At 70.6% G+C, this 26,334-nt stretch carries 18 protein-coding genes and 1 pseudogene; 12 read left to right on the top strand and 7 right to left on the bottom strand.

From position 1 onward, the window contains the following. Positions 1–258 precede the first annotated feature (258 nt). Entirely contained in the window at positions 259–1,746 is a 1,488-nt protein-coding gene (locus ACWGKQ_RS10170) for a cellulase family glycosylhydrolase (RefSeq protein WP_453291429.1), read from the top strand. Between the two features lie 49 nt (positions 1,747–1,795). Further along, positions 1,796–3,523 carry a glycoside hydrolase family 6 protein gene (locus ACWGKQ_RS10175; protein ID WP_453291430.1) on the top strand — a complete coding sequence of 576 codons (1,728 nt, stop codon included), beginning with the start codon at positions 1,796–1,798 and terminating at the stop codon, positions 3,521–3,523. Positions 3,524–3,613: 90 nt separating this feature from the next. Here the strand turns inward: ACWGKQ_RS10175 and ACWGKQ_RS10180 are convergent, their stop codons facing one another. Then, positions 3,614–4,426: a phytanoyl-CoA dioxygenase family protein gene (locus tag ACWGKQ_RS10180; protein WP_453291431.1), complete on the bottom strand. Its 813-nt coding sequence runs from the start codon at positions 4,424–4,426 to the stop codon at positions 3,614–3,616. An 87-nt stretch (positions 4,427–4,513) separates the two neighbouring features. Between ACWGKQ_RS10180 and ACWGKQ_RS10185 the strand changes: the two genes are divergently transcribed. Next, positions 4,514–5,413, top strand: coding sequence for a class I SAM-dependent methyltransferase (locus ACWGKQ_RS10185; protein ID WP_453291432.1), 900 nt, complete (start codon positions 4,514–4,516; stop codon positions 5,411–5,413). A 297-nt stretch (positions 5,414–5,710) separates the two neighbouring features. Here ACWGKQ_RS10185 and ACWGKQ_RS10190 read toward each other — a convergent pair whose 3' ends face one another. Next, the gene (locus ACWGKQ_RS10190; protein ID WP_453291549.1) at positions 5,711–6,145 is read right to left on the bottom strand and encodes an antibiotic biosynthesis monooxygenase family protein; all 435 of its coding nucleotides are present in this window, start codon (positions 6,143–6,145) and stop codon (positions 5,711–5,713) included. 30 nt (positions 6,146–6,175) lie between these two features. Beyond that, a pseudogene (locus ACWGKQ_RS10195) lies at positions 6,176–6,490 on the bottom strand (RidA family protein); the annotation flags it as partial. Positions 6,491–6,561: 71 nt separating this feature from the next. Here ACWGKQ_RS10195 and ACWGKQ_RS10200 point away from each other — a divergent pair. Next, on the top strand, positions 6,562–7,470 hold the full coding sequence (locus ACWGKQ_RS10200) for a LysR family transcriptional regulator (RefSeq protein WP_453291433.1): 909 nt from the start codon (positions 6,562–6,564) through the stop codon (positions 7,468–7,470). Here ACWGKQ_RS10200 and ACWGKQ_RS10205 read toward each other — a convergent pair. Beyond that, on the bottom strand, positions 7,467–8,732 hold the full coding sequence (locus tag ACWGKQ_RS10205; protein ID WP_453291434.1) for a glycosyltransferase family 39 protein: 1,266 nt from the start codon (positions 8,730–8,732) through the stop codon (positions 7,467–7,469). The genes ACWGKQ_RS10200 and ACWGKQ_RS10205 overlap by 4 nt on opposite strands. 304 nt (positions 8,733–9,036) lie before the next feature. Here ACWGKQ_RS10205 and ACWGKQ_RS10210 point away from each other — a divergent pair, with 304 nt between their 5' ends. Next, positions 9,037–12,417 (top strand): nSTAND1 domain-containing NTPase, encoded by a 3,381-nt coding sequence (locus tag ACWGKQ_RS10210; RefSeq protein WP_453291435.1) that lies wholly within the window; start codon positions 9,037–9,039, stop codon positions 12,415–12,417. A 375-nt stretch (positions 12,418–12,792) separates the two neighbouring features. Here the strand turns inward: ACWGKQ_RS10210 and ACWGKQ_RS10215 are convergent, their stop codons facing one another. Then, positions 12,793–13,488: a glycoside hydrolase family 75 protein gene (locus tag ACWGKQ_RS10215; protein ID WP_453291436.1), complete on the bottom strand. Its 696-nt coding sequence runs from the start codon at positions 13,486–13,488 to the stop codon at positions 12,793–12,795. Between the two features lie 227 nt (positions 13,489–13,715). Between ACWGKQ_RS10215 and ACWGKQ_RS10220 the strand changes: the two genes are divergently transcribed. Continuing rightward, positions 13,716–14,327 (top strand): hypothetical protein, encoded by a 612-nt coding sequence (locus ACWGKQ_RS10220; RefSeq protein ID WP_453291437.1) that lies wholly within the window; start codon positions 13,716–13,718, stop codon positions 14,325–14,327. 110 nt (positions 14,328–14,437) lie between these two features. Here ACWGKQ_RS10220 and ACWGKQ_RS10225 read toward each other — a convergent pair whose 3' ends face one another. Further along, positions 14,438–15,274 carry an aldo/keto reductase gene (locus ACWGKQ_RS10225; protein WP_453291438.1) on the bottom strand — a complete coding sequence of 279 codons (837 nt, stop codon included), beginning with the start codon at positions 15,272–15,274 and terminating at the stop codon, positions 14,438–14,440. Positions 15,275–15,606: 332 nt separating this feature from the next. On the opposite strand from ACWGKQ_RS10225, the gene ACWGKQ_RS10230 reads away from it, so the two are divergent. The 6 genes from ACWGKQ_RS10230 to ACWGKQ_RS10255 all read left to right on the top strand — a co-directional run bounded on the left by ACWGKQ_RS10230 (position 15,607) and on the right by ACWGKQ_RS10255 (position 24,473). Next, positions 15,607–15,747, top strand: a complete 141-nt coding sequence (locus tag ACWGKQ_RS10230) for a hypothetical protein (RefSeq protein WP_453291439.1) — start codon at positions 15,607–15,609, stop codon at positions 15,745–15,747. Positions 15,748–15,857: 110 nt separating this feature from the next. Further along, positions 15,858–17,048: a glycoside hydrolase family 88/105 protein gene (locus tag ACWGKQ_RS10235; protein WP_453291440.1), complete on the top strand. Its 1,191-nt coding sequence runs from the start codon at positions 15,858–15,860 to the stop codon at positions 17,046–17,048. Positions 17,049–17,053: 5 nt separating this feature from the next. Further along, positions 17,054–17,842, top strand: a complete 789-nt coding sequence (locus ACWGKQ_RS10240; protein ID WP_453291441.1) for a Tat pathway signal sequence domain protein — start codon at positions 17,054–17,056, stop codon at positions 17,840–17,842. A gap of 12 nt (positions 17,843–17,854) precedes the next feature. Beyond that, on the top strand, positions 17,855–21,091 hold the full coding sequence (locus ACWGKQ_RS10245) for a glycosyl hydrolase family 28 protein (RefSeq protein WP_453291442.1): 3,237 nt from the start codon (positions 17,855–17,857) through the stop codon (positions 21,089–21,091). Continuing rightward, entirely contained in the window at positions 21,088–22,431 is a 1,344-nt protein-coding gene (locus ACWGKQ_RS10250; RefSeq protein WP_453291443.1) for a glycoside hydrolase family 27 protein, read from the top strand. Before ACWGKQ_RS10245 ends, ACWGKQ_RS10250 begins: the two co-directional genes overlap by 4 nt. An 11-nt stretch (positions 22,432–22,442) precedes the next feature. Beyond that, the gene (locus tag ACWGKQ_RS10255) at positions 22,443–24,473 is read left to right on the top strand and encodes a PQQ-dependent sugar dehydrogenase (protein ID WP_453291444.1); all 2,031 of its coding nucleotides are present in this window, start codon (positions 22,443–22,445) and stop codon (positions 24,471–24,473) included. A 7-nt stretch (positions 24,474–24,480) separates the two neighbouring features. Here ACWGKQ_RS10255 and ACWGKQ_RS10260 read toward each other — a convergent pair whose 3' ends face one another. Beyond that, complete coding sequence (locus ACWGKQ_RS10260; RefSeq protein ID WP_453291445.1) at positions 24,481–26,307, bottom strand: AMP-dependent synthetase/ligase; 1,827 nt, start codon at positions 26,305–26,307, stop codon at positions 24,481–24,483. Positions 26,308–26,334: the final 27 nt, after the last annotated feature.

Consider the following 26,334-nt stretch of genomic DNA (forward strand, 5'->3'; position numbering starts at 1 on the left):
CTGGTTCCTCCTTGCGCTTGCGGCTCGGGGAGAAGTCAAGGCTTGAACCAGTGGGAGCGCTCCCATAGTGGAGACGTGGCATGGTGCGGTCAAGGCTGTTGAAGAGTCGAAAAGATTCGACGGACCGGCCCGCGGAAAAGTCAAGCAACTCCCCTGTTCTTTGCCGTCACTTGGCGCTACCTTCCTTCGCACCAGTGGGAGCGATTCCGTTCAGTCGACGCGTCCGTCACGACGCGCCCGAGCTGCAAGGAGTCGCTCATGCGACACCCCCCGCGTTCAGTTCTTTTAGCCGTCGCCGGTGCGGCCGCCCTTGTCGGGGCCGCACTGGTGCCGGTCGTGTCGGCGTCCGGGGCGACGCCGGCCTGCACAGTGCAGTACGCGGTCACCAGCCAGTGGGACACCGGCTTCCAGGGTTCCGTGACCATCACCAACAACATGGCCGCCATGAGCAGTTGGAGCCTGGGCTTCGACTTCGCCAATGGCCAGAAGGTCACCCAGGGCTGGAGCGCCAAGTGGTCCCAGTCCGGTACGACGGTCACCGCGGCCAACGAGAGCTGGAACGGCTCCCTCGGCACCGGCGCGAGCGTCAGCGCCGGGTTCCTCGGCTCCTGGTCGGGGAGCAACGCCGTACCGACGGCGTTCAGACTCAACGGCACCACGTGCAACGTCGATGCGGAACCCACGCCGACACCCACCCCCACCCCGACGCCGACCGAGCCGCCCGCCGGCGGGACCGCACCGGCCCTGCACGTCTCCGGGACCAAGCTCGTGGACGCGAGCGGTACGGCCCGGCGCCTGCTCGGCGTGAACCGCTCCGGCGGCGAGTTCATGTGCGTGCAGGGCTACGGCATCTGGGACGGTCCCGTCGACGACGCCGCCATCAAGGCGATCGCCGACTGGAAGGCCAACGCGATCCGCATCCCGCTCAACGAGGAGTGCTGGCTCGGCCTGTCCAACGTCAAACCCGAGTACGCCGGGGCGAACTACATCAACGCCGTGAAGGAGCTGGTGGCCCGCGTCGAGTCGTACGGCCTGACCCCGATCCTCGAACTCCACTGGTCCTACGGCCAGTACACCGGCAACTCGGCCGGCTGCTCCGACGTGCACGCCACCTGCCAGAAGCCGATGCCGGACGCCCAGTACACCCCGTCCTTCTGGTCCTCGGTGGCCGGCACCTTCAAGGACGACCAGGCGGCCGTCTTCGACCTGTTCAACGAGCCCTACCCGGACCGGGCGACCTCCACGGTCACCCAAGCCTGGCAGTGCTGGCGGGACGGCGGCACCTGCCCGGGCATCGGCTACGAGGTCGCCGGGATGCAGGACCTGGTGGACGGCATCCGGGGCGCCGGCGCCCGGAACGTCATCATGATCGGCGGGCTCGCCTACTCCAACGACCTCAGCCAGTGGCTGACGTACAAGCCCACCGACCCGGCCGGCAATCTCGTCGCCGCCTACCACGTCTACAACTTCAACACCTGCTCCACCGAGAGCTGCTGGAACTCCACCCTCGCACCGGTCGCGGCCCAGGTGCCGCTGGTCGCCGGGGAGATCGGCGAGAACACCTGCTCGCACGCCTTCGTCGACCAGGTCATGAAGTGGTTCGACGACCGCGGCCTCTCCTACCTGGGCTGGACCTGGAACACCTGGGACTGCTCCGCCGGCCCGTCCCTGATCTCCGACTACAGCGGTACGCCCACGGCGTACGGCGTCGGGCTGCGCGACCACCTCAAGGCCGTCAACCCGTAGCCGGGCCCCAGAAGAAGCACACCCACCGAAGAAGAAGGAACCCGCACTCATGAGTCGTACCAGAACAGCGGTGTTCGCCGCCCTGGCGCTCGTCGCCGGGGTATCGGGTCCGGCTGCCGCCGTGACCCCCTCCTCCCAGGCGGCGATCTCCGCGATTCCCTGCACCGTCGACTACAAGATCCAGAACGACTGGGGCACCGGCTTCACCGCCGCCGTCACCGTCACCAACAACTCGGCGGCGAAGTCGAGTTGGTCGGTGAAGTGGTCGTACGCCGGGAACCAGCAGGTGAGCAGCTACTGGAACACCAGGCTCACCCAGAGCGGCACCGCCGTCACCGCCAACAACGAGACCTACAACGGCACGCTGGCGACCGGCGGTTCGGTCAGTTTCGGCTTCAACGGGACGTACACCGGCAGCAACGCGATCCCGACCGCCTTCACCCTCGACGGCGTCACCTGCAACGTCGACGACGGCAGCGGCGGAGGCGGCGGTGGCGGTGGCGGCAACGGCGGCGGCTCCGGCACCCGCGTCGACAACCCGTACTCCGGCGCCAAGGTGTACGTGAACCCGGAGTGGTCCGCGAAGGCCGCCGCCGAACCGGGCGGCACCCGCGTCTCCAACCAGCCCACCGGCGTCTGGCTCGACCGCATCGCCGCGATCAACGGCACCAGCACCAGCATGGGCCTGCGCGCCCACCTCGACGCGGCACTCGCCCAGAAGGGCAGCGGCGAGGAAGTCGTCCAGCTGGTCGTCTACGACCTGCCCGGACGCGACTGCGCGGCCCTCGCCTCCAACGGCGAACTCGGCCCGACAGAGATCGACAAGTACAAGACGCAGTTCATCGACCCGATCGCGGCGATCCTCTCCGACAGCAAGTACGCCTCGCTGCGGATCGTCACCACCATCGAGATCGACTCGCTGCCCAACCTGGTCACCAACACCGGCAGCCGGGCCACCGCCACCGCCAACTGCAACACCATGCTCGCCAACGGCAACTACGTGAAGGGCGTCGGCTACGCCCTCGCCAAGCTGGGTGCGATCCCCAACGTCTACAACTACCTCGACGCCGGCCACCACGGCTGGCTCGGCTGGGACGACAACTTCGCCCCCGCCGCCCAGCTCTTCTACCAGGCCGCCAACGCCGAGGGCGCGACCGTCGCCGACGTCCAGGGCTTCATCACCAACACGGCCAACTACAGCGCCCTGAAGGAGAACAACTTCACCATCAACGACACGGTGAACGGCACCTCCGTCCGCCTGTCCAAGTGGGTCGACTACAACCGCTACGTCGACGAGCTGTCCTTCGCCCAGGCCTTCCGCACCGAACTGGTCTCGGTCGGCTTCAACTCCGGCATCGGCATGCTGATCGACACCTCCCGCAACGGCTGGGGCGGCAGCGCACGGCCGGCCGGCCCCGGCCCGACGACCAGCGTGGACGCGTACGTCGACGGCGGCCGCTACGACCGCCGGATCCACGTCGGCAACTGGTGCAACCAGGCCGGAGCCGGCCTCGGTGAGCGCCCGCAGGCCGGCCCGGCCGCCGGGATCGACGCCTACGTCTGGATGAAGCCGCCGGGTGAGTCCGACGGTTCCAGCACCGCCATCCCGAACGACGAGGGCAAGGGCTTCGACCAGATGTGCGACCCGACGTACACGGGGAACGCCCGCAACGGCAACAACATGTCCGGCGCCCTGCCGAACGCGCCGCTGTCCGGGCACTGGTTCTCGGCGCAGTTCCAGCAGCTGATGGCCAACGCGTACCCGCCGTTGTCGTGATGACGGGTTGAGCTGGGATCGACACTGCGGGCCGGTGGGGGCTGGTCGCGCAGTTCCCCGCGCCCCTTTGGGGCGCGGGGGTCCCCGGAGTCAATCGGCGCGGGACAGTCCCTCGCGGATCGCGTGCTCCACGGCCGAGTAGTCACCGTCCGGCCGCTCCAGCTCGCAGGGAGCGGCCGGCATCAAGGGCGGCTGTGCAATGAAGCGGGGGCGGGTGCCGTGGTGTGGCTGGGCCGCGTGTACCAGGAAGGGGTGGCAGAGGTAGACGTCACCGGGGCGGCCGGTGGCGTACGCGAGCGGGCGGTGGGCGGAGGCCTCGACGACCTTCGGGGCGATCTCCAGCATCGAGACGCCCGCCTCGCCGTACGGCTCCAGGACCGCCGGGATGTCGAGGTGCGAGCCGACGCGGATCCGGGTGGGCGCGTCCTGCTCGGTCACCTCGGAGAAGAGGAACAACATCAGCAGCGCGCGGTCGCGGGAGCGCAGGTTCGTGTAGTACCAGCGGGTCTCGACGCCGTCCGGCAGGTAGCTGCCTTCTATGTGCCAACCGGCGTCGTCCGGCTCGTCCGGGTGCGGGAACCGCAGCGGAAAACTGCCCAGCGAGTAGCGCGGCTCCCAGCGGCCCTCGCCGACCAGCAGGTCGAACGCCCGGTGCAGTGCGGGGGAGTTGACGGCGGCCGCGAACGGGCCCTGGGCCATCCCCGCCACCCACACCACCGGGTCCTTCCAGGTGCCGGGATCCTCCGGGTCGTACCCCGTCTCGCGCCACAGCAGCCGGGCGCAGTCCTCGGCCACCCGCGGCGGGAACGCGCCCTCGATCTTCACGAAACCGTCGGTCAGGAAGCGGTCCAGCAGCTCGTCGTCCACCGGGTCATCGTGGACCGTCCGCCTTGCCGTCCGCATCCGGTTTTTTGCCGCACCGGCAACAGGAGTGGCCTCCGGGCGGTGCGTCGGCGCACGCTGGCGGCACCCGGACGAGAGGCTGACCCCATGGCGCACGATCACCACCACCAGCACACCCACGCCGACACGCACTCCCACTCCCACACCGACATCGACTGGGCCGAGATGGCCGGTCATCTGGAGTCCCAGGCGGAGCTCTTCGCGCCCCTCTACGAGAGCGCCCTGAGCTGGCTCGGCAAGGAGGTCACCGAGCCGGGGCTGATCGTCGACCTCGGCAGTGGGCCGGGGGTGGTGTCGTGTCTGTTCGCCGAGGTGTTCCCGGGCGCGCGGGTGCTGGCCGTGGACGGCAGCGAACCGCTCCTCGACCGGGCCCGGGCCCGCGCCGAGCGGCAGGGGGTCGGCGACCGGTTCGGCGTCCTCGCCGGCGAACTTCCCCGCGTTCTCGACGAGTTGGACTACCCGGCGGATCTGCTCTGGGCCGGGCACAGCCTGCACCACCTCGGCGACCAGCGGGCCGCGCTCACCGCGTTCGGCGAGCGGCTGGCCCCCGGCGGCACCCTGGCCATCCTCGAAGGGGGCCTGCCCAGCCGCTTCCTGCCCCGCGACTTCGGCATCGGCCGCCCCGGCCTCCAGGCACGGCTGGACGCGCTCCAGGAGAAGTGGTTCGAGCAGATGCGCACCGAGCTCCCCGGCTCGGTCCCGGAGACCGAGGACTGGCCCGCGCTGCTGTCCTCCGCCGGCCTCAAGTACGCCCGTACCCGCAGCTTCCTCCTCGACCTGCCCGCCCCGGCCTCGGACCGCGCCCGCGCCTACGCCGCCGAGATCCTCTCCCGGCTGCGGGACTCGGTCGCGGACGACCTCGACACCGACGACCGCACCACCCTGGACCGCCTTCTCGACCCGGCCGACCCCGCGAGCGTGCACCGCAGGTCCGACCTGTTCGTCCTCGGCGTCCGCACCGTGCACACGGCGGTACGGCCGGCCTAGGGGGTGTCCGGCGGATCAAGTCGCAGGAAGGCAGCGGTGCCTGATCGGCCGAGGTGAGCGGGGTCTGGTGCGTCCGACTGCAAGGCGGAGGAGACGTGGACATCGGCCGCTGCCGCGGCGGGCGACGCGGTGGGGGCACCTCCCGTCCGAAGGCTGGGGGACGTCGGCGAGTGACGACAACGCCGCTGGGGGTCCCCCACGCCTTTAGGGCAGTGGGGGAGGGCGTGCCAGACCCCGCGTCTGCGGCATGATCCGCCGGACAGCCCCCCAGGACCACGCGGCCACGTCTTCGGTCGGTCAGCCTGCGGTCGGGCCCTGCGGGAGATCCGCGCGCACGAATCCGTGGCTTCGTTCCACTTTCGCCACATGCAGCGTGTAGGTCTGGTACCACTGGGCTCGCCCGCGCTGTTGCGCCGCGCGGTGCTCGGTGTCGGTCCGCCACTTCGTGAGGGCGTCGGCATCGCGGAAGTAGCTGACGGTGATGCCCAGTCCGCCAGGAGTCTGCGCGTGGTCCATCCCCAGATAGCCGGGGACGTCCTTCACCAGGTCCTCCAAGTGGGCGCTGGTCTCGCTGTAGTCGCTCTGGTCCTGGGTCCGTACCGTTGTGAAGACGGCCGCGTAGTAGGGAGGTTCATGGGCCTCGACGGGCACGACAGGCGCTTCCGAACTGCTTGTGGTGCCACCGTGCGGCGGGATGCGCCGCCGCGCGTACACCTCGATCTCGATCTTCATCCGCGGGTCGGCGAGACCGCACACGAGCATCGTCGCGGCGGGCCGAACGTCGCCGACGCAGCGGCGCAGGACCGGCCAGCAGGGTTCGAAGTCCTCGCGGTCGGGCAGCAGGTAGCGCACGCGCACCACGTCGGCGAAGGTGCACTCCGCCTCGGCCAGCGCGGCCTCGACGTTGCGGAGGCACTGCTCGGCCTGCTCCACCACGTCGTCGGAGATCGTCATGGTGGCGTAGTCGAACCCGGTCGTCCCGGACACATGCACCCAGTCGCCGTCGACCACAGCACGGGCATAGCCGATCTGCTCCTCGAAGGCCGAGCCGCTGAGGATCGCGCGTCGCTCTGTCATGCGCCGACGCTAAATGACCAGCACCGATACGTCTAATACGGCCGCAGGCATGGTCTGATATCCCTGGGCGTATGGAGCGACCCGAACTCCCCCTACCGCAGCTGCACGCCTTCGTCGTGCTCGCAGAGGAACTGCACTTCGGCCACGCGGCCGCCCGCCTGGGCATCGCCCAGCCGCCGCTGAGCCAGCAGATCCGCCGCCTGGAGGACAAGGTCGGTTACGAGCTGTTCACCCGCGCCCCAGGGCATGTCGCCCTGACCCCGGCCGGGAGCGAGCTGCTGCCCGCCGCCCGGCGGGCACTCACCGGCCTCGCGGACGGCCTGGCCGCGGCCCGGGCCGTCGGCAGCGGCCGGGCCGGCCGCCTACGGATCGGCTTCGCCGCCTCCCTCGCCCTGACGGTTCTGCCCGGCCTGCTGCGCACCTTCCGGCACCAGTTCCCCGGCGTGCACCTGGACATCCACGAGATGACCACCGCTCCACAGCTCGCCGCCCTGCACGACAGGACCATCGACATCGGTCTGCTGCGCGAACCCCCCACCGACGAGACAGAGCTCGGCTTCAGCACGGTGCTCAGCGAGCCCTTCCTGGTCGTGCTGCCGTCCACCCACCCGCTGGCCACCCAACGGACTGTACGGCTTGCACAGTTGGCGGACTCACCCTTCGTGCTGCTGCCCCGCGCGGTCGGCCCGGGACTGCATGACCAGATCGTCGGCCTGTGCACCGCAGCAGGGTTCGCACCGCGGACGGTCCAGCACGCGGTGGAGTGGCAGACCGTGTGCGCCCTCGTGGAAACCGGTCTGGGTGTCTCCCTGGCCCCGGCGAGCATCCGGCGCATCCGCCTCAAGGGCGTCGCCTTCCGCGGGATCGAACCCGGCACCGCCCGCACCCGAGTGGCCGTCGCCTGGCGCAAGAACGACCACAATCCCCTGGTCGCACGCCTGCTGGCGACCGTCGGACAGGACCCGCCGGACAGCCCCTAGCAGCGGCGCGCGTACACGCTCACCCGCGCCCCGTGCACCGCATGCGTCTCGCACTCCTCGAACCGTTCGGTGAGCGTGCTGCGCTTCGCCACCTCGCCGGGTGTCGTGTCGAGGGGCTGCCCCGCCGGGTCCCGCAGGACGACGACCCGGCGGGCGGCGAGCAGCCGGGCCCGGATCACGGACGGGCCGGCCTCGGTGCCGTACAGCGTGCCGGAAGCCGCCGGGGTGCGGTCCAGGGCGAGGTCGCGCAGGCCGCGTACGGCGTCCGGGTCGGCGAGCGACCACACCCGGCGGCGCGCGGGCAGATAAAGGATGCCGTCGGCGCCCGAGCCCGCCGCGCGGACGGCCGCGTCGACGGCGGTGACGTCGTCCAGGCGGCTGTCCGGGGTGCGCAGGTACACGGTGACGGGCAGCAGCGCGGCGAGCGCGGCCGCGGCGACGAGCAGTGCGATGATTCGCCGGGCAGCCCTCGCGCGCGTCAGCCGGTCCAGGGCCGCGCCGACCAGCAGGGCGGTGCCCGCCTGGCCGTAGAGGACGTACCGGTCCACGTACAGCGGCTTGACCAGCGACACCAGCATCAGCAGACCGGCCGGGAGCACGGTCAGCGGCAGTGCGAACCGGACCAGGGGCCCAGGCAGTCCCCCCGCACAGGCGCACCCGAGCAGCGCCACCCCGCCGAAGCCGAGCAGCGCCCCGGCCCCGAGCCCGCCGATCCACGCCACCTGCGCCGACTGCCGCATGCTGAGCACGGCGAGGGGCGCCACCGCGACGGCGACCGCGCCCGCCACCTTCAGCCACGCCCGTCGCGCCTCGCGGGGTACGGCCACGGCATGCGCGGCGAGCACCAGCACCGCGAACTCGTGCAGCAGACAGGCGGCCAGCTGGACGGCGCCGTAGCCCACCCAGGTGCGGGTGGCGCGGGAGTCCAGGGCCCGGACCAGGAGGTACGACGCCCCGACCACCAGCGTGCAGACCAGCGCGTACGACCTGCCCTCCTGGGCGTACCGCTGCACCGGCGGCAGCACCGCGAACGCCAGTCCGGCGAGCGTCCCGGCGCGCGGTCCCGCCAGCCGGGTGCCGAGCAGCGTGAGCAGGGCGGCCGTGACGGTGGTCGCCAGGACCGAGGGGAGCCGGAGCACGAGCAGCGGGTCGGCGCCCTGGAAGAGGCGGAACAGGGCGTGGAGGAGGAGGTAGTGGAGGCCGTGTACGGCGTCGGCGTGCGCGAGGGTGCGGGCGAGGTCCGGGAGGGTGCGGTGTGCCATGTCATATGTCACTGCTTCGTCCCGCCACAGGCTGCCGTCCCGCCGCACGCCCCACAGACCGAGTGTTAGGGCGAGGGCGGCGGGGGCGAGGGCGTGGACCGGTCGGCGCCGGGCGGGAGCTGCGGCGGCCGGGGGTGCGGTGCGTGTCGCGGGCAGGGTGGCGATGGCGGGCTCCGGTGCAGGTGGGGGAGGGCGGGTGCACCGGCGAGTCCAGCGGCCGACGGGTTGATGGGCAGCCCCGAACCGGGTCTCCTGTCAATTCCGGTTACGTTGGGGGGCGTTGCTGTCGACGGGGGAGACGTGGATGGGGCGCAGGGAGAAACCGCTGGATCCCGCGGCGGGGGCGGTGGAGAGGTTCGCCTTCGAGCTGCGCAAGCTGCGGGACGAGGCGGGCGCGCCGTCCTACCGGGCGATGGGGCTGCGGGCCGGGTACTCGGGGCCGACGCTGTCGGCGGCGGCCGCCGGGGAGCGGCTGCCCACCCTGCCCGTGGTCACCGCGTACGTCGTCGCATGCGGCGGCGACCCCGGGGAGTGGGAGCCGCGCTGGCGGGCGGCCGCCGCCGAGGCCGCGGGCGAGCCGGCCGCCGAGGACGACGGACCCGGACCGTATCCCGGGCTCGCCCGGTTCGAGGTCGCCGACCGGGACCACTTCCACGGCCGTGACGAACTGGTCGCCGAACTGGCCGCGCACACCCGCCGCTTCCGGTTCGGTGCGCTGGTGGGTGCCTCGGGCAGCGGCAAGTCCTCACTGCTGCGGGCCGGGCTGATCCCCGCCCTGCGGGAGGCCGGGGATCCGGAGCGGAGACCCGCCGCGATCCGGATCCTCACGCCGGGTGCGCATCCCGCCCGCACCCACACGGACGTCCTCACCCCGCATGACGCCCCTGGTGACACGCTCCTCGTCGTCGACCAGTTCGAGGAGGTCTTCGCGCTCTGCACGGACCCGGCCGAACGCGACCTGTTCATCGGCCGGTTGCTGACCGCCGACACCCGGCTGCGGGTCCTGCTGGCCGTACGCGCCGACTTCTACCCGCACTGCGCCGAACACCCGCTCCTCGCCGAGGCGTTGCGCGACTCCACCCTGCTGGTCGGTCCCCTGTCGGCCCAGCGGCTCCGGGAGGCCGTGGTCCGGCCCGCCGCCGCCCGTCGGCATGTCGTCGAACGTGCCCTCACCGCCCGGATCGTCGCCGACGTCTCGGGTGAACCCGGCGGACTGCCGCTGATGGCCCACGCGTTGCGCGAGGTCTGGCGCCGCCGCACCGCCAAGACCCTCACCCTCGCGGCCTACGAGGCCGTCGGCGGCGTCCGGGGTGCCGTCGCCCACACCGCCGAGGAGCTGTACACCGGCTGCACGCCCGCCGAGGCCGGCGCCGTACGGGCCCTGCTGCTGCGCCTGGTCAACCCGGGCGACGGCACCGCCGACACCCGCCGTCCGGCCCGCCGCGCCGAACTCGGCACCGGTCCCACCACCGCCCGCGTCCTCGAACAGCTGGTCAGGGCAAGGCTGTTGACCGTCGACGGCGAATCGGTCGAGCTCGCCCACGAGGCCCTGCTCGGCGCCTGGCCCCGGCTGCGCGGCTGGATCGACGCCGATCGCGAACGCCTGCGCGTGCACCGCCGGCTCACCGAGGCGGCCGGCATCTGGGCGGGGCTGGAGCGGGACGCGGGAGCGCTGTACCGGGGGGTGCGGCTCACGGAGGCACGCGAGGCGTTCGCCGAAGCGGGCCCGTACCAAGGGGAGTTGAGCCAGCTGGAGCGGGAGTTCCTGGCGGCGGGCATCGAGTCGTACGAACGCGGGCTGCGGGCGGCCGTGCGGGCCGGGCGCCGGCTGCGGGCGCTGACCGGCGCACTGGCCGTCCTGCTGTGCCTGGCCCTGGCCGCGGGTGCCGTCGCCTGGCGGCAGAGCGGGATCAGTGCGCGGCAGCGGGACCGGGCCGAGGCCCGCAGGGTGGCCGCCCTCGTCGACGGCCTCCGGGGCTCCGAACCGCGCACCGCGATGCGCCTCGCCCTCGCCGCCTGGCGCACCGCCGACCTGCCGGAGACCCGGCAGGCGCTGCGCACCGCGGCCGCGCAGAGCGAACTCGACGTGTTCGTGCAGCCCGAGGAGGGCGGCCGGGCGCTGAACGCACCGTCCTGGCTCAGCTCGGACGGCCGGATCCTCACCGCGGTGGCGCACGACCGGGCCGTGCAGTGGGACGTCCGCACCCACCGGCGCATCCACTCCGTGGCTCAACCCGGCCTGTCCGAGGGCGTGATCGCGGTCAGCGACGACGGCAGGCTGATCGCCTACCGGGCACCCGGCGGCACCGGCACGGTGATCCGCTCGCTCTCCGACGGCCGCACCCGGCGACTGCCGACCGGCCCCTGGCGGGACGCCGACGGGGTGTTCGGGCCGGACGGACACACCTTCCTGGTACGGCGCCTCGCGCCCGGCACCGGCGGCGACCGCGCCACCCTGGACCTGTGGGACGTGGACCGGCAACGCCTCCGCCACCGGTACGCGCGGGGCGAGGACGACGGCCCGCTGCCCACGCCGGGACCGGACCAGCGGTACCTCGCCTGGTGCGGTCGGGACGGCACCAGGCTGCGCGTCCTCGACCTCGCGGCGGGCCGCATGCTCACCACCCGCCCGCCGCGCGCCACCGAGCGGCTCCTGTGCCAGGGGCAGGAACTCGTCTTCACCCCGGACGGCCGCGCGCTCGCCGCCGCCACCCCCGAGGGCGTCGTGACCTGGGACTTCCACACCGCCCGTGAACGCCCCCGGCTGCCCCTGGCGGGCGGCGCCTACGCCGTCGTCTTCGACGGCTCCTACGCCCTGACCTGGACCCCCGGTTCCCTCGCCCTGTGGCGCACGGACCTGCCGCCCTCCGCCGACGACGGCCCGCGCACGCCCCTGTTCACCTACCCGGTGGCAGGCTCGGCCGTCGGCCACCTCAGGCTGGACGCGGCGGCGGGCGTCCTGCGCTACCGCGAGGGCGGCCGGACCAGTGTCGTGCACACCCTGTCGCTGCACGGGCTGACCGGCCCGGGCTGGTACCGAGAACCGGCGGCGCGCGCCGCGTTCGACAGCCGCGGCCGACCCGTCCCGGCCGGGGAACCACCGGTCGTCAACGGGGAGAACAGCGTCGCGGCCGATGCCACCGGCCGTATCGCGCTCACCGCCGAGGGCACGCTGGCGGACGTCGCCACCGGCAGACGACGCGCGGGCGGAGTGACGGGGGAGGACTTCCTGCGCGCGGCGGCCTTCAGCCCCGATGCCCGCTATCTCGCCGCCGAGGACGCGAACGGCCGCCTCACGCTGTGGGACGCGCACACCTGGCACAGGCTCGCCGTGCTCAGAGCGGCCGGTGCCACCGCGGTCGAGTCGGCCCTGGCTTTCTCCGGCGACGGGACCCTGCTCGCGGCGAGTACCGCCGACGGCTCCGTGCAGGTGTGGGAGACGGCCGGCACCCGGTCGGCCCCGGTGGCCGTACCGGTCGGGGACGGCCCGGTCCTCGCCCTCGGATTCACCGCCGATGCGGGGGAGTTGCACATGGCCACGCCTCATCTCGCCGACCGGAGCGTTCCGTTGGGGTCGCAGGAGGGGGCGGCCGAGCTGTGCGGCCGGGCGGGCGGCGGCGCGACACGGGCGCAGTGGCGGCAGTACCTGCCGTCCGTGCCGTACCGCGCCACCTGCGGCACCTGACACCGGGAGCGCGCGAGGCGACGCACCGGAACGGCCCGGTACCGAGCGGTACCGGGCCGCCCTCCCTCCCCGGGCCTGGCGGCGGTGCGAAAGCGCCTCGGGGGTCTGGGGGATGTCCGGCGGATCATGCCGCGGACGCGGGGTCTGGCACGCCCTCCCCCACTGCCCTGAAGGCGTGGGGGACCCCCAGCGGCGTTGTCGTCACTCGCCGACGTCCCCCAGCCTTCGGCCGGGAGGTGCCCCCACCGCGTCGCCCGCCGCGGCAGCGGCCGATGTCCACGTCTCCTCCGCCTTGCAGTCGGACGCACCAGACCCCGCTCACCGGCACTGAACAGTCACCGCTGCCTTCCTGCGACTTGATCCGCCGGACAGCCCCTAGTTGTTGGCGAGGAACTGCTGGGCCAGCTGGTCGCCGAGGGACACCGCCGCGCTGTGGCTCTCGATGGGGGAGACCTTGGAGTTCTTGAACAGGATGTACGTCACGCCGGAGTCGGCGCCGCCGGTCGCCGGGTCGGGGTCGATGCCGAGCGCGTTGGCGGTGGCGTACGAGGCCTCACCGATGATGTTGGTGGGGCCGGTGTCGCCGACCACCGCGTACTCGACCTTGTTGTTGTAGATCACGGCGACCACTCCGCCGCCCTTGATGCCGGCGCTGGAGTAGTTCCAGGTGCTGCTGGAGCTGGGGACCACGATGTACGGCAGTGACTCGGCCTTCAGCGGCTTGCCGTCGGACTGGTGGAACGCGGTGTCGTCCTGGTACCAGGGGTCGCGGTCCTCGTTGCAGTTGGTGGTGCGCTGCCCGTCGCAGTCGATGTCCATGTCGGCCTTCCAGAAGACCGCGCCGTTCTTGCCGCAGACGGGGATCGTCGCCGACGTCTCGTCGTCGGTCCGGTACTTGCCGTTGGAGATCTGGGAGCAGGACGTCACCTTGGCGAGCAGGCTCGCCGCGCTGACCGAGCCCTCCTGGGCGGACTTCGGGACAGCGGCGCCGGACGCGCTGGCGGGAAGCACTCCGGCGGCGAGCAGTGCGGCCCCGGAGGCCGCGGCAAGGGTCAGTGTTCGGATGCGCACTGTGGGGGGTCCCCTTCTGTTAGGAAAGTTTCCTGACCGGGTGTCGTACAAGGTGGACCCGGTTGCATGTCCGCGTCAACCCCTGGATGTCAACTCGGTGATTTATTGCGCATTGCGACGATATGGACACCGGGGAACACTGGTGGGGCAGGACATTCCGGATATTTACGCAGGAGCCGTGCGGAGGTAGAGCGGAGGCTCCAGTGGCTCCTGGGAGGCGAGGGGTCATGTTCGTACGCACGGTGTACGTCACCGGCGATCCGGCGAAGGTCGAGGCGGCCATCAGGTCCCTGAACAGCCAGGGGCGTGAACTGCTCGAAGAACGTCCCGAGTACCGGGGCGCGGACGTCGTCGTCGACCGGGATCTGGGCAAACTGCTCGCGGTGAGCTGGTGGGGCTCCGAGGGGTCCCGGCGCAACAGCGACCAGGTGATGCGCGAGCGGCGCAGGCCGATGCTGGAGCCGTTCGCGGGCACCGTCGCCGTGGAGAACTACGAGGTGGCCGTCTTCCACGCGGTTCAGCCGCCGAGGGCGGGTGGCGGGATGCGCTCCACCCGGGTGGAGTTCGACCCCGCCGACACCGACCTGTTCGCCGAGACGTTCCGCGCCTCGGCGATACCCCGGCTCGAAGCCCTGCCCGGCTTCGCCCGGTGCTCCCTGTTCGTCGACCGGCAGCGGGGCAGGGGCATGGTCGGCTCGCTCTTCGTCGACCGCGCCTCGATGGCCGGCTCGCGCGGCGGCCAGGCGGCGGCCCGGCGCGCGGACGCCGCCAAGGCGCATGTGACCGTGGTCGGCCTGGAGGAGTTCGAGGTCGTTCACGCGGACGTGCACTCCGGCTGACGCGCCCCGCACGGGGGGCCGGGGAACGCGAACGGCCGCCCCTACCGTGGGTACGGCGGGACGGCCGGGTTCGGGCGAAGCTCCCGCTCGGCCCTTGTCGCGCGGCTCGCTCAGACCATGTCGAAGGTCCCCGGGTTGGGGCCGATGCGGCGGTCCTCGTTGAGCGCGCTGATCGCCGCGAGGTCCTCGGTGTCCAGGCTGAAGTCGAACACCGCGATGTTCTCCTTGATCCGGGACGGCGTCACGGACTTCGGGATCACCACGTTGCCCAGCTGGATGTGCCAGCGGAGCACGACCTGGGCCGGGGTGCGGTTGTGCTTCTGTGCGATCGCGACGATCGCCGGTACGTCCAGCAGCCCCTTGCCCTGGCCGAGCGGCGACCAGGCCTCGGTGGCGATGCCCTGCTCCTCGTGGAACTCGCGGGACACGTGCTGCTGCAGGTGCGGGTGCAACTCGATCTGGTTGACCGCCGGGATGACCGAGGTCTCCGCGATCAGCCGCTCCAGGTGCTCGGGGAGGAAGTTGGAGACGCCGATCGCCTTGACCCGGCCGTCGGCGTACAGCTTCTCGAACGCCTTGTACGAGTCGATGTACTTGCCCCGGGCCGGCAGCGGCCAGTGGATGAGGTACAGGTCCAGGTAGTCCAGACCCAGCTTCTCCAGCGACGCGTCGAAGGCGCGCAGCGTGGCGTCGTATCCCTGGTCGGCGTTCCAGAGCTTGGTGGTGACGAAGATGTCCTCGCGCGGTACGCCGGAAGCGGCGATCGCCTTGCCGGTGCCCGCTTCGTTGCCGTAGATCGCCGCTGTGTCGATGCTGCGGTACCCGGCCTCCAGTGCCGTGACGACGGCCCGCTCGGCCTCGTCGTCCGGCACCTGCCACACGCCGAAGCCCAGCTGGGGCATCTCGACACCGTTGTTGAGGATTTTCGGGGGGACCTTGCTGCTCACGAGCTCTCGATCCTTAGGTTGTCGACAGGTGGTACATCCATCGTCAACGATCACCGGCCCCGATGCATTCCTGACCGCGGAATCCGCCGGAACTGGCCGGTGCGTCAGCCGCCGCGAGCGGAGATTGGCCGGAAATGCATCCGGCGTTACGGGTCCGGACCATTGACCGCGGCCGGTTTCTGCGGCGACTCTGGTGCGCATCGTCGGACGTATCGCTGAACCCGGTGCAGAGATGTGAACATCCCTGTGGGTTTCCCGGCGGATCCCTGTGAAAGAGAGGCCTCTCTCTGTGCTCTGAGACCCCCCAACCTCAGGAAAGCAGGTACGCACCCATGAACGAGACGAACTCCGAGGGCCGCCGTCCTGAACCCGTCGCCGGGCAGACATCGGATGAAAAGGTCTGGCGAAGCCCTGGTCATCAGATCGTGGAGGCCGCCCTGGAAGTGACCGGCTACGTCCTCGGTGACCGCTGATCCGCCCGGAGCGATCCGCCGTGCCCGCCGGGACGGCTGCGCCACGGATATTGCGCCGACCTGGTCCGACTGGTCGGTCGGTCAGTATGACTTCTCGGAGAGGGAGGACCATGAAACGCCTGCGAGCCGCCGTCGCGGCCGTCGCGCTCACCACCGCCACCCTGGCCGCGCTCCCCGCGGCCGTACCCCCGCCCGCCGCCGCCCTCGCCGCGGCCGTCGCCCCGGGCAGGTCGGCCGCCGCCACCGACTGGTCCACCGCGGTCGTCGACTCCACCATGGCCCGCTACACCCCGGCCGCCATCGGCGGCTGGTCCTACCCGGTCGGCCTCTACCTCTACGGCCAGTACCTCACCTACCGGCGCACGCACGACGCCCGCTACCTCACCTACATCAAGAACTACGTCGACCGGTTCGTGAAGAGCGACGGCTCGATCGACCAGTCCTTCAACAGCCTGGACAGCATGCAGGCGGGCCGGCTCCTGGTGATCCTGCATCACGAGACGGGCCAGGACCGCTACCGCAAGGCGGCGCAGAAGATCCGCGACCGCCTGGACAGCTATCCGCGCACGGGCGACGGCGGCTTCTGGCACGCCGACACCAGCAGCCGCGCCCATCAACTCTGGGCGGACGGCGTCTACATGGTGAACCCGTTCCTCGTCGAGTACGGCAAGGAGTTCGGAGACGGCGCGTACACCGACGGCGAGGCGGCCAGGCAGCTCGCCGTCTACGGCGGCCACCTCCAGGTCGCGAGCGGCCTGCTCAAGCACGCCTACGACGAGTCGAAGACCGCGAGCTGGGCGGATCCGGTGACCGGGCTCGCGCCCGAGCACTGGTGCCGGGCCGTCGGCTGGTACGCGATGGCGATCGTCGACGTGCTGGACGCGATCCCGGCGAACCAGCCACGCCGCCCGCAACTTCTCTCCATATTCGCCAGGTTGGCGGCAGCCCTGGAGAAGTACCAGGACCCGGCGACCGGGCGCTGGTTCCAGGTGATCGACAAGGGTGGACGCGCCGACAACTGGACCGAGACCTCCTGCTCCAGCATGTTCACCTACGCCCTCTCGCGCGGTGCTCAGCAGCACTACCTCGACCCGCACTACGCGGACGTCGCCCGCCGCGGCTACCAGGGCGTGCTCGCCGAGCTGTCGGTCGGCGCGGACGGCCGCACCGACCTCGCCGGCATCTCCGTCGGCACCAACGTCGGCGACTACGCGTACTACGTCGCCCGCACCCGGTCCGTGAACGACTTCCACGGCCTCGGGGCCTTCCTGATCATGAACGAGCAACTGCGAGGTGATTAAGTGTCATGAGCACAACATCCAGAAGGGCGGTTCTGGGCGCCGCGCTCGCCGGTGCCGCCACGGCCGCCGTCGGTCTGCCCGCGACCACCGCACACGCGGCGTCCTGGCAGCTCAAGTGGGCCCCATCGGCGAGTGCTGACGGCCTCGGCGCCTTCGAGACCGTCGAGGACGACCGTGCCGACTCCCATCCCGCCGGGCAGCCGCACATCTATGCCACGGGGAACAACTGGCGCTTCAACATGCACACGGTCGACCGCGACACCTCGACCGACCGCCAGCGCCAGGAGGTGACCGGCCTGCGCACCGGCGCCGGCAGCTACCTCACGTGGAACGAGGGCAAGACCTGGCGGGTGACGTACTCCATGTACATCCCGAGCTCGCTCAAGGCGACGACCACCTTCACGCACATCATGCAGATGAAGCAGCCCGGCACCGGCACCTCGCCGATCGTCGTGCAGTCGCTGCGCAGGGTGAACGGCAAGCAGACCATCGAGCTGAAGCTCGCCGTCGACGACATCCTGGTCGGCCGTACCGATCTGGACCCGCTGCACGACACCTGGACCGACGTCGACTTCCAGATCAAGGTCGGCAACGGCTCGGCGGGTTCGGTCCGCTGGATCCTCAAGTCGGGCGGCGCCACGGTGATCGACGCCTCGAAGACCGGTGTGGATACCTTCCTGGCCGACCGGGTGCGCCCCAAGTGGGGCATCTACCGCTCCCTCGGCGACACCTCGGGCTCACTCCAGGACACCTACCTCCTGCTCACCAACCTCCGCGGCTACCAACAGGTGTGAGGAACCGTCACCATGAGACCCCCCACCGCTCCACGGCACAGTGCTGCCGCGACCGTCCTCTTCGTCCTCGCCGTCGTCCTCGGACTCGCCCATCCCGCGGCCCTCGCCGCTCCGCAGCCCGCTCCACCACGCGCCGGCGCCGTCTACGACGTACGCGACTACGGCGCCAAGGGGGACAGCTCCGCCAACGACACCCCGGCCATCGACAAGGCCGTCACAGCCGCCGGCGCGGCGGGCGGCGGCACGGTCCGCTTCACCGCCGGCACCTACAAGTCCAAGAACACCATTCACATGAAGAGCCATGTGACGCTCCAGCTCGACAAGGGCGCCACCCTCCAGGGCTCCGGCGCGGACACCTACGACAAGGCCGAGTCCAACCCGTACGATGCCTACCAGGACTACGGCCACAGCCACTTCCACGACGCGATGATCTACGGCGACCGGCTCACCGACATCGGGTTCGTCGGCCAGGGCGTCATCGACGGCGCTGGCAACCTGATCACCGGCAACCCGAAGACGGGTGAGGCCGACAAGATCCTCTCGTTGACCCGGTGCGACGGTCTGAGGATCGGCGACGGACTCACCCTCCGCCGCGGCGGCCACTTCGCGGCTCTGATCAACGGCTGCACCAACGTGACCTCCGACCACCTGACCATCGACACCGCGAGCGACCGCGACGGCTGGAACGTCATCTCCACGACCGACGTCACGATCACCGACGCGACGATCCACGCCAACGACGACGCCCTGGTCTTCAAGAGCGACTACGCACTCGGCGCCAAGCTGCCCAACGGGCACGTCCGGGTAAGCGGTTCGACCCTGGGCGCCAAGTGCTGCAACGCCCTGATGTTCGGCTCCGAGACCTGCGGCGACTTCTCGGACTACCGGTTCGAGAACATCCGCATCGACGGCGCCGACAAGTCCGGCCTCGGCATGGTCTCCATGGACGGAGCGAAGATCTCCGACGTCCACTACCGAGACATCAGGATGACGAACGTCCACTCGCCGATCATGGAGAAGATCGGCACCCGGAAGCGATGCGGCGACAGCCCCGGTGTCGGATCGATCAGCGACGTCACGTACGACGACATCACGGCCACCGGCGACAGCCCCTCCTTCAGCCCGACCCTGTGGGGCGAGAGCGGCCACCGCATCAGCGGGGTGACCTTCACCGACGTCGACATCACCGTCCCCGGCGGCAACGGCACCATGTCCACCGGCGTGCCCAGCAACGACCCCAACGACTACAACCCGAAGGCCATCGGCACCCGGCCGGCCTACGGCTGGTACCTGCACAACGCCGACCACGTGCAGTTCACTGACAGCAGCGTGAAGTTCGCCGCGAACGACGGGCGGCCGGCGGTCATCGCCAGCGCGGCCGACGACATCCGTCTCACCCGCTTCACCGCCCAGAAGGGCAGCGACTCCCCGTACGACATCGGCTTCCAGGACGTCACCGGAGCCTGCCTGACGGACAGTCACAACACCTCCGGCGGCGCACTCCGCGTCTCCGGCGGCCAGGACTGCACCGCGGCCGTGAAACCGCTCGACCTGGAGAACCCCCGCCAGGACTTCCTCCGCAACTCCGTCGGCGGCCTCTTCCTGCACTGGGGCCTGCGCACCGCCCCCGCCCACACCAGCTGCACCGCCTGGGAGAACGACGTCACGAACGGCGGCTGGACCCCGGACTACTGGGTGAACGAGGCCCAGAAGCTGCACACCCAGTACCTGGTCCTCGCCACCTTCCACAGCCGGCTCGGCTACGCTCGCCCCTGGCCCTCGAAGATCCCCGGCTCCTGCTCCACCCGACGGGACTTCCTCGGTGAGCTGATCACCGCCGCCAAGGCCAAGGGCATGAAGGTCATCCTCTACATGACGAACGACCCCCAGTGGCACGACGAGGGCGGCCACGAGTGGCTCGACTCGGCCGCCTACTCCGCCTACAAGGGCAAGAACGTCGACCTCACCACCAACGACGGCTTCGGGCAGTTCAGTTACGACAACTTCTTCGAGGTCATGGACCGCTACCCCGACCTCGGCGGCTTCTGGATCGACAACGACAACGCGTACTGGGAGAGCCACGACCTCTACCGGCAGATCTACCAGAAGCGCCCGGACTACACGCTCAGCAACAACAACGAAGACACGCCGATCATGGACATGATCAGCAATGAGCAGAAGACGGGAATGACCCCGGCCTACGACTACCCGCAGGCCCTCTACACCGCCCAACCCCGTCTGACCGAGGCCGACTTCAAACTGCCCTCGACCGGTGCCTGGTGGTACGACGGCTCCGACCCGTCCGTCGACCGGATGCTCACCCTCGGCCGCCTCGTCACCAACGCGGGCTCCTCGGTGAAGGCGCTGATGGCCGAAACCGCGCAGGTCAACGGCAAGTTCCCGGCGAACCAGGCCGCCTTCAACAACTTCGCGGACTCCTACCTCAACCCCATCTGGGAGTCCCTGCACGGCACCGAGGGCGGCGGCTACCTGTACGGCGGCCTCAAACCCGGCTTCTGGAACGACGGCGCCCACGGCGTGACGACGATCGCCAAGGACGACCCGGACCGCCAGTACGTCCACGTCCTGACCCCGCCGTCGACCAGCACCCTGCGGATCCGCGACAACGGCTACCGCATCGCCTCGGTCACCGACCTCCGTACCGGCAAGGCGGTCTCGTGGTCGCAGTCCGGCGGGGTGCTGACCCTGACCGGGCTCGGCGACTGGGACCCGTACGACACCGTCTTCAAGGTCATGACGGCCGGCCGCCAGGGCATCCTGTCCGGCGTCAAGGTGAGCGCGAGCGCGTCGGCGAGCGGCCACGCGGGCTCGGCCGCCGGTGACGGCGACCACCTCACCTACTGGGACAACAACAGGACGCTCCCCGTGAACCTCACCTTCGACCTGGGCTCGGCCAAGAAGGTGCAGTACCTCGGGCTCAACCAGCGCGAGGACTCGGTCGCCTACGCCCGGTCGGACACCGAGCAGCCGGCGCGGATCAAGGACTACAAGGTGTACGTCAGCAACGACGGCGCCAGCTGGGGGAGCGCGGTCAAGTCCGGGCAGCTGCCCAGCCGGCGCGGTATCCAGGGCATCGACCTCACCGCGGCCACGGCCCGTTACGTCCGCCTGGAGGTGGACTCCACCTGGGCCGCGGCCACCGACACCACCCGTTACCAGCGACTGCGGATCGACGAGGCGTGGATCGGCACCGCCTACGCGACACCCGTGACCGGAGGACGCCCGTGACCAGGACCAGAACCCTCACCGTGGCGGCCGCCGCGCTGCTGGCCGCGGCGGCGGTGCCGCTGCTGAGCCCCGGCCACCCGGCCCCCGCCTCCGACAACGGCCAGGCCGTCCGGCCCGCGATGGGCTGGAGCAGCTGGAGCTATGTGCGCCGGTGGCCCACCCAGGCCAAGATCGAGGCGCAGGCCGACGCGCTCGCCGCGAGCGGCCTGAAGGACCACGGCTTCGTCCAGGTCAACCTCGACGACTTCTGGCAGAAGTGCGACGCGAACGGCTTCACCGTCGACTCCTACGGCCGCTGGGCCGTCGACACCGCCAAGTTCCCCGACGGCATCAAGGCACTCGCCGACCACGTCCACGCCAAGGGCCTGAAGTTCGGCTTCTACGTCACGCCCGGCATCGCCAAGAACGCCGTCACCGAGAACACCCCGATCGAGGGCACCTCGTACCACGCGCGGGACATCGCGGACACCTCGAAGACCGAGAAGAACTACAACTGCAAGAACATGTACTACATCGACTACTCCAAGCCGGGTGCGCAGGAATTCGTGAACTCCTGGGCCAAGCAGTTCGCCTCCTGGGGAGTCGACTACCTGAAGATCGACGGGGTGGGCAGCCAGGACATCCCCGACGTCCAGGCCTGGTCCAAGGCGCTGCGCGTGAGCGGGCGCCCCATCACCTTCGCGCTCTCCAACAACCTCGCGATCGCCGACGCCCCGACCTGGAGGTCCCTGGCCAACAGCTGGCGCACCCAGGGCGACGTCGAGTGCTACTGCGGACCCGGCGACAACGGCAGCGGCTATCCGCTCACCGACTGGTCGCACGTCTCCGCCCGCTTCAACACGGCGGCGAGCTGGCAGCAGTACGCGGGCCCCGGCGGCTGGAACGACCTGGACTCGCTGGAGATCGGCAACGGCGACCAGGTGGGCCTCACCGCCGACCAGCGGCGCTCCCACTTCACCCTCTGGGCGATGGCCGCCGCCCCGCTGCTCCTCGGCACCGACCTCACCCACCTGGACACCGTCGACAAGGCCATGCTCACCAACGACCGGCTGATCGGCGTCGACCAGGACGGGGTGGCCGCGAAGCGGATCGTGAACAGCGGGGTCAAGCAGGTCTGGAGCAAGAAGGAGAGCGACGGCCAGTACGTGGTGGCCCTCTTCAACACCGGCACGTCCGGCAGCTCCACGGTGAGCGTGGACTGGTCCCAGGTCGGTTTCACCGGCTCCGGGGACGTCACCGATCTGTGGTCCGGCTCCCACAAGGGCACCGTCGCCACCACCTACAGCGCGACCCTGCGTCCGGGCGAGACCCGGCTGATCCGCGTCCGGCCGCTCGGCTGAGGAGGACCGTCATGACCCCCAGAACCCTGCTGGCCCGCGCCCTGCCGCTGGCCCTGGCCTTACCTCTCGTCGCCCTGCTGCCGGGGACCGCGCGGGCGGCCACCGACTACCAGGCCGAGGACGCGACGATCTCCCAGGGCACCGTCGCCACCAACCACACCGGGTACACCGGCACCGGCTTCGTCGACTACACCAACACCAAGGGCTCGTACGTGGAGTTCACGGTGAGCGCCGCCACCGCGGGCACCTCCGCGCTCGCCCTGCGCTTCGCCAACGGCACCGCTGCCGACCGGCCGTTGGACATCTCCGTGAACGGCACGGTCGTCGCCGCCGGTGTCTCCTTCCCGGCCACCACCGACTGGAACACCTGGGCGACGAAGACGGTGAACGTCCCGCTGACCGCGGGCAGCAACAAGATCCGCGCCACCGCCACCACCGCGAACGGCGGCCCCAACCTGGACAAGGTCAGCCTCGGCGCGGCGGCCGACACCCAGGCCCCCACCCGCCCCGGCCAGCCCTCCTGCTCCGGCATCGGCGAGGACGCGCTCACCCTCGCCTGGGGCGCCGCCACCGACAACGTGGGCGTGACGGCGTACGATCTCTACGAGCACGGCAACAAGATCGGTGAGGCGGCCGGGAGTTCGACCTCGAAGACCCTCACCGGGCTCGCCCCGAACACCACTTACGACCTCACCGTCATCGCCCGTGACGCGGCCGGGAACACCTCGCCGGCCAGTCCCGTCGTCGACTGCACGACCGAGCCGAGCAGCGACAGCACACCGCCCACCGCCCCCGGCACCCTGTCCGCGACCGGCATCACCGCGAACACCGCCGACCTCACCTGGGGCGCGTCCACCGACGACCGGGCGGTGACCGCGTACGACATCCGCAGCGGGACCACCGTCTACAAGACGGTCACCGGCGGTACGACCACCACTCTCACCGGCCTTGCCTGCGACAGCCCCTACACCTTGGACGTCGTCGCCCGGGACGCGGCCGGAAACGTCTCCCCGCCGAGCAACGCCGTCACCTTCACCACGAAGGCCTGTGCCACCGACGGCGGGGTGCCCTCCTCCATCGCCACGCTCTCCAGCGGCTGGACGATCCCCTGGGGCACCTACTGGATGCCCGACGGCAAGACCGCGCTGGTCACCGAGCGGGACGACTTCCGGGTCTGGAAGGTGACCAAGGACGGCACCCGGACCCAGGTCGGGACCGTCCCGAACGCCGTCACCACCAACGGGGAGGGCGGACTGCTCGGCGTCGCCGTCGACCCCAAGTGGGAGACGAACCACTACGTCTACTTCATGCACACCGCGGACGAGGGCAACCGGGTCGTGCGCATGACCTACGACGGCAGCACGCTCGGCGACTACAAGATCCTGCTCCAGGGCATCAAGAAGAACCGCTACCACAACGGCGGCCGGCTCCTCTTCGGCCCCGACGGCTACCTCTACGTCTCCACCGGGGAGGCCCAGACACCCGACCTCGCCCAGGACAAGAACTCCCTCAACGGCAAGATCCTGCGCATGACGACCGACGGGAAACCGGCCCCCGGCAACCCGTTCGGCAACTACGTCTACAGCCTCGGCCACCGCAACCCGCAGGGCCTCGCCTTCGACCGGGGCGGGCGCCTGTGGGAGGCCGAGTTCGGCAACAGCTCCAAGGACGAACTCAACCTCATCAAGCCCGGCGCCAACTACGGCTGGCCGACCTGCGAGGGCACCTGTTCGGTCGCCGGGATGACCAACCCCAAGGCCACCTGGAACGTCTCCGAGGCCTCCCCGAGCGGCATCGCCATCGTCCGCAACGTCGTCTACATGGCGTCCCTGCGCGGCGAACGGCTGTGGCGCATCCCGATCAACGGCGACACCGAGAGCGTCGGCACCCCGACGGCGTACTACGTCGGAACCTACGGCCGGCTGCGGACCGTGACCAAGGTGCCGGGCGCCGACCAGCTGTGGCTGTCCACCACCAACTGCGACAACAACGGCAACGAGCCGGACGGATCCGACAAGATCTTCCGGGTCAGTATGAGCTGACGGGACATCAGGCCCGGTACAGGGCCTCGACCTCGTTGGCGTAGGCGTTCTCGATCGCCTTGCGCTTCAGCTTCAACGACGGGGTCAGCAGGCCGTGTTCCTCGGTGAACGGCTGGGCGAGGATACGGAACGTACGGATCGACTCGGCCTGCGAGACCAGGGTGTTGGCGGCCACCACCGCGCGCCGCACCTCGGTCTCCAGGTCGGCGTCCCGCACCAGCTGGGCCGCGGACATCTGGGGCTTGCCACGCATCTGCAGCCAGTGCTCGACGGCCTCGGTGTCGAGGGTGACCAGGGCGGCGATGTAGGGGCGGTCGTTGCCGACGACGATGCACTGGTTGACCAGCGGATGGTCGCGGACCCGCTCCTCCAGGACACCGGGGGACACGCTCTTGCCGCCGGAGGTCACCAGGATCTCCTTCTTGCGGCCGGTGATGGTCAGATAGCCGTCCTCGTCCAGAGAGCCCAGGTCGCCGGTGGCCAGCCAGCCGTCGTGCAGGGTGGCGTCGGTGGCCTTCTGGTTGTTGAGGTAGCCCTGGAAGACGTTGCCGCCGTGCAGCCAGATCTCCCCGTCGTCCGCGATGTGCACGGTGCTGCCCGGAATGGCCTGGCCGACCGTGCCGTACCGGGTGCGCTCGGGCGGGTTGGCGGTCGCCGCCGCCGTCGACTCGGTCAGGCCGTAGCCCTCGTAGATCTGCACGCCCGCGCCGGCGAAGAACAGGCCGAGCCGGCGGTCCATGGCCGAGCCGCCGGACATGGCGTTGCGGATCCTGCCGCCCATCGCCGCCCGCAACTTGGCGTAGACGAGCTTGTCGAAGACCTGGTGCTGCATGCGCAGCGACGCCGACGGGCCGGGCCCGGTGCCCCACGCCTTCGCCTCGACGGCGTCCGCGTACTTCACCGCGATCTCGACGGCCTTCTCGAACGGCCCGCCCTTGCCGTCCTTCTCCGCCTTGCGCCGCGCCGCGTTGAACACCTTCTCGAAGATGTACGGCACGGCCAGGATGAACGTCGGCCGGAACGCGGCCAGGTCGGGCAGCAGCGCGGCCGCGTGCAGCTGCGGCTGGTGGCCGAAGCGCACCCCGTGCCGGACCGCCGCCACCTCCACCATGCGGCCGAAGACATGCGCCAGCGGCAGGAAGAGCAGGGTGGAGACCTCCTCGCCCTTCTTCGCGCGGAACACCGACTCCCAGCGGGCCACAACCGTGTCCGCCTCGTAGATGAAGTTCCCGTGCGACAGGACACAGCCCTTGGGGCGGCCCGTGGTGCCCGAGGTGTAGATGATCGTGGCGATCGAGTCGGGGGTGACCGCCTGCCGGTGCCGGTGCACCACCTCGTCCTCGAGGTGTGCGCCCGCGTCGTACAGCTCCTGCACCGCGCCCTCGTCGAGCTGCCACAGCTGGCGCAGCTGCGGCAGCCGGTCGATGACGGTGGCGATCGTCATCGCGTGGTCCTCGTGCTCCACGATCGCGGCCGTGCACTCGGCGTCGTAGAGCATCCAGAAGCACTGCTCCGCCGACGAGGTCGGGTAGACCGGCACCACTTGGGCGCCGATCGTCCACAGCGCGAAGTCGAACAGCGTCCACTCGTAGCGGGTGCGGGACATGATCGCGACCCGGTCGCCGAACCGGATGCCACGCGCGAGGAGCCCCTTGGCCAGGGCCAGGACCTCGTCGCGGAACTCGGCGGAGGTCACATCACGCCACTGGCCGAGCTCGTCCTTGCGGCCCAGGGCGACATGCAGCGGGTCCGTCTGGGCACGTTCGAACACGCAGTCGGCCAGGCCGCCGACCGGCGGTGCCGACGCCAACGGCGGGTTGGTGAACTCGCGCAAACCCCGCTCCCCGCTCCTCGCTCCACA

This window comes from Streptomyces sp. NPDC054770, from assembly GCF_053611985.1.

Coding starts and splice junctions, on each gene's coding strand:
- ACWGKQ_RS10170 (WP_453291429.1), top strand. CDS start 259: ATGCGACACCCCCCGCGTTCAGTTCTTTTAGCCGTCGCCGGTGCGGCC.
- ACWGKQ_RS10175 (WP_453291430.1), top strand. CDS start 1,796: ATGAGTCGTACCAGAACAGCGGTGTTCGCCGCCCTGGCGCTCGTCGCC.
- ACWGKQ_RS10180 (WP_453291431.1), bottom strand. CDS start 4,426: ATGCGGACGGCAAGGCGGACGGTCCACGATGACCCGGTGGACGACGAG.
- ACWGKQ_RS10185 (WP_453291432.1), top strand. CDS start 4,514: ATGGCGCACGATCACCACCACCAGCACACCCACGCCGACACGCACTCC.
- ACWGKQ_RS10190 (WP_453291549.1), bottom strand. CDS start 6,145: ATGAAGATCGAGATCGAGGTGTACGCGCGGCGGCGCATCCCGCCGCAC.
- ACWGKQ_RS10200 (WP_453291433.1), top strand. CDS start 6,562: ATGGAGCGACCCGAACTCCCCCTACCGCAGCTGCACGCCTTCGTCGTG.
- ACWGKQ_RS10205 (WP_453291434.1), bottom strand. CDS start 8,732: ATGGCACACCGCACCCTCCCGGACCTCGCCCGCACCCTCGCGCACGCC.
- ACWGKQ_RS10210 (WP_453291435.1), top strand. CDS start 9,037: ATGGGGCGCAGGGAGAAACCGCTGGATCCCGCGGCGGGGGCGGTGGAG.
- ACWGKQ_RS10220 (WP_453291437.1), top strand. CDS start 13,716: ATGTTCGTACGCACGGTGTACGTCACCGGCGATCCGGCGAAGGTCGAG.
- ACWGKQ_RS10230 (WP_453291439.1), top strand. CDS start 15,607: ATGAACGAGACGAACTCCGAGGGCCGCCGTCCTGAACCCGTCGCCGGG.
- ACWGKQ_RS10235 (WP_453291440.1), top strand. CDS start 15,858: ATGAAACGCCTGCGAGCCGCCGTCGCGGCCGTCGCGCTCACCACCGCC.
- ACWGKQ_RS10240 (WP_453291441.1), top strand. CDS start 17,054: ATGAGCACAACATCCAGAAGGGCGGTTCTGGGCGCCGCGCTCGCCGGT.
- ACWGKQ_RS10245 (WP_453291442.1), top strand. CDS start 17,855: ATGAGACCCCCCACCGCTCCACGGCACAGTGCTGCCGCGACCGTCCTC.
- ACWGKQ_RS10255 (WP_453291444.1), top strand. CDS start 22,443: ATGACCCCCAGAACCCTGCTGGCCCGCGCCCTGCCGCTGGCCCTGGCC.